The following is a 3,363-nucleotide window of genomic DNA, read 5'->3' as shown; positions in this document are numbered from 1 at the left end:
CGAGCGGCAACGCTGAAGAAGCTCAGTAGTCCAAACCGTGCTCTCCGAGTAGAGCTGTGTAGGCCCCCTCGGCCGCGCGTCCGGCTGCTATGCCGGGTGGTGTGTGGCGCATGAAAGCAAAGGCCGTGTCGTCGTGGAGAATGCGTCCGCCATGAAGAACCGTAACGTGACTGGCTTCTTCCGCGAGGTCCGCGACATCGTGGGTGGATAGCAGCACCTTGACGTCCTGGGTGAGGTCGCCGAGGATTTCACGGAAGACTCGGCGCTGATGGGGGTCCAGGCCAGCTGTGGGCTCATCAAGGAGCAGTACTTGTGCGTTGTGCACCAGGGCACCAGCTACGCCGACACGGCGCAGCTGACCGCCGGATAGTTGACTGGTTTTCACTTCCGCTTTGTCCCGTAGCTTGACTCTTTCCAGGGCGCGCAGAGCCTGCTGCCACGCGTCGTTACGGTTCATGCCCTTAAGCCATCCAATATACGCAACGTATTCGCGTACCTTAAGGGACGGAATCGGGATTATGTCTTGCGGCATCCACGCTATGGACTTACGATAGGTTTTCGTTCCCGCTTTGAGTCGACCTAGAGTGACCGCGCCTTCTTGCGGGAAAATCACGGAGGCTGCCAGTTTCAGCAATGTCGATTTGCCTGCACCGTTGGGCCCCAAGAGGACGGTCAAACCCTCAGGCAATCGGTAATTGAAATCTTCCAGAACTGGATTTCGGCGACGCGCATACCTGTATGTACAGGATTCCATGACAAGATTCATTCGCCTACTCCCTTGTGGCCCGGTACTGAAGAGCGGTTCCCACCATAAATGCCAGGACAGTGACGAGGATTGCGTGGGGGTTACCAGCAGGTTCTGTGAGAATTGTCCAACTGTAGGCGTCACCGGGGCCCCGGTACCCTACAAAAACAACCATCACGAGCCACGCTACGGGGACCATGACAGCCGTCTGTCCTGCGATCGTCCGGGCACACAGCATGAGCCCGATGAGAAAGACACCATTCCTGCCCACGGTGCCGACTTGCGACGAGTTGAGTAGATCACCGGCGATCAGGCACAGGAGTATTGCGGCGACGACCGTGCTGACGATTAGTGCAGCATCCAGCAGCGCTACTCGGCGGGCAGCAGAAATTTCGGGAGCTGGAAGTCGCGATTCGAGGCACATCATCAAGCCGGCAAGCAGAGGTACCGGAACGAAAAGCGATAGCGCTACTTGACTTCTGCCCACGATGGATGGCAGGGGGACCGATATGTTGTGAACAAGAAGTATAAGGAGACCGAATACTGCAAGCGAGGGTAGCATTGCAGTATGAACTCGACGCGTCCTTATCCACCACATCATGAAGCTTCGCCTGTGCAAGCTTGGGTGGAAGCGCGATAGAACCAGGCGGCCTGCTTTTCCCGTGACTGCGACAACACGTTATTAACTATATCGTGAATTTGCCGCAACTCCTGACTCCTCTGAGGCGAGGGTTCCTGAGTGGTGGCACGCCTTTCAAATATTTCTGCTTGCCCAGTCTTCTTGGCCGCCCACAGTACGACTGCAGGACCGGCGATAGGGTCTACGCGGTCGCAGGGGAAACGCACAGCCGCTAGCATGAATTGGTAGCGCGCGTCGCCTTGGTTTGCAGCAGTGGTAAGACCCATGCGCCAGGTTTCTGCTGTGGATCTTTTTTGGTATCGCCCATCGGCCAAGTTATCGGTAATCAGCGAAGGAGTTCTTTCCACGTCGGCATCGTGCAGGTCCTTTAGTACTGAGACCGCGTCATTTCGTAGTCTTTGAAGATCGCTTGATGTGGATTGGGGCATGCAAACTTTTGGACTGTTTCCTATGCAGGTCATGTCCGCTTGGCCGACTATCAATGGTGGGTTGTGATTCCAGTCCTTTGCTACAGTCTGGGCGCCGTAGACTCCTCCAAGGGTAAGGCCACATGCCAGCAGGCCCAAGAAGAGCTTTCTGCGAACGGGCAACCACATGGTGGCCACAGCAACGGAGATTGAGCCAGCGAAGAGAATGGGCGGCAACAATGACAGGTAGCTTGGGAGCTCGCCAAAACCGATATCTGTGTATTGGCCTGAGATGTGGCGCACCCAATATGGCTGCACAGCTCGGGAAAAGGCGATTGCGACCCACCCTACGACCGCTGTGATAGGGGCAGCTATGAGACGAGGGACTTTTAGTCCGATACCGAAACCGATGACCGAGTAGGCCACGCATAGTATTGCAGCCATGGCGGGAAGGCGCAGGCTCCCCGTCGTCGGAAAGATGGTGGTGCGAGTCAGCGAGAGGCCGGCGGGCAGAATGAGCACCAGCCAGGAAAGCAGTATCGTGGGAGCCAGGGCATTAGCCGCAATACGATAACGCGAACGTGCCGGCGCAAGCATCCATATTCCGGAGGCTTTCAGTCGACCACTTTCCCAGACAGCCAGTGCCGCAGCAGTGGCGTATGCGAGGGCGTAGAGGGTCATCAGCGGGGCCGCTATAAGCGCGGGAGCGTAACCATAGAATTCATCTAGTGCTGTAGATTCCCCAGCAAAGTAGTATATGAGCGTTAGCGGCAGAACGAAAGGTGCAGCCCAGCGAACGCTGCTTGACCTCATGGAACTAGCGAATTTCATTTACCGCTCTCCGTGGCGTAACTGAAGAACTGGGTGGGCGGATTTCCGCCCACCCACCCCTATAGCTAGCTCTTAGCCGTCCGCCTTCGTGGTGTCAACGACAAACTTGCCGACATCCAATTCGCGGAGTATTGAGGTCGAGTTTCCTATCTCCATAATTTGGAAGTAGTAGGGCTTCTTCCCGGACGGCAACTCGGTCCATTCTCCGTTACTTACGCGCCGGAGAAGCAAGCCGTGTAGGTTTTCTTGTCGTAGGAGTCGTCAGGCTGAAGGTCTATCTGGCGCCACATCTGAACATCTGTACTCTGAGGTACAGGGCTCGTGCTGTAAGCGTGGCAGTCATGGAATGTAATCTGAGAATAGAGCTCGTCCTGCCACCTGCCGGATTCGTAATTGACATCTACGGCTTTAGCGAACCGGACCAATTTGCCTGCGCAGAGGGGGAGAGGGCGAGCGATGCGGCGGATGTCAGCGCCACAACGGTGCCGATGCGAGTTTTCAGTCTCATGCGACTCGTACCTTTCATGAGCGACGGAAATAGCTGGGGCGTGCCAAATCAGGGAAAAATAGACTTGCGCATATAATAAGCGCAGGTACAGAACCTACACACCGTGTGATCGAACAGCGAGCAAGAGGTAACGGAGTGAACCCTGTTGTCCGTTTTTTCACAAGATGTCTCATGTGATGTTTTGGCGAGTTTATCGTAGAGAGTCAGTTAGCTTCTTCAGCGTTGCCGCTCC

2 protein-coding genes are annotated in these 3,363 nt (G+C 55.8%); both read right to left on the bottom strand.

Annotated features, from left to right (window positions below; genetic code table 11):
* Positions 1 to 22: 22 nt before the first annotated feature.
* Complete coding sequence (locus tag EES43_RS17350) at positions 23 to 766, bottom strand: ATP-binding cassette domain-containing protein (protein WP_124269555.1); 744 nt, start codon at positions 764 to 766, stop codon at positions 23 to 25.
* A gap of 576 nt (positions 767 to 1,342) precedes the next feature.
* Positions 1,343 to 2,473 (bottom strand): DUF7224 domain-containing protein, encoded by a 1,131-nt coding sequence (locus EES43_RS17345; protein ID WP_124269554.1) that lies wholly within the window; start codon positions 2,471 to 2,473, stop codon positions 1,343 to 1,345.
* Positions 2,474 to 3,363 lie beyond the last annotated feature (890 nt).

Source organism: Streptomyces sp. ADI96-02, assembly GCF_003846185.1.
Lineage (GTDB): Bacteria > Actinomycetota > Actinomycetes > Streptomycetales > Streptomycetaceae > Streptomyces.
The sequence above is the reverse complement of the archived record's forward strand: the minus strand, read 5'-3'. Positions and strand labels throughout refer to the sequence as shown.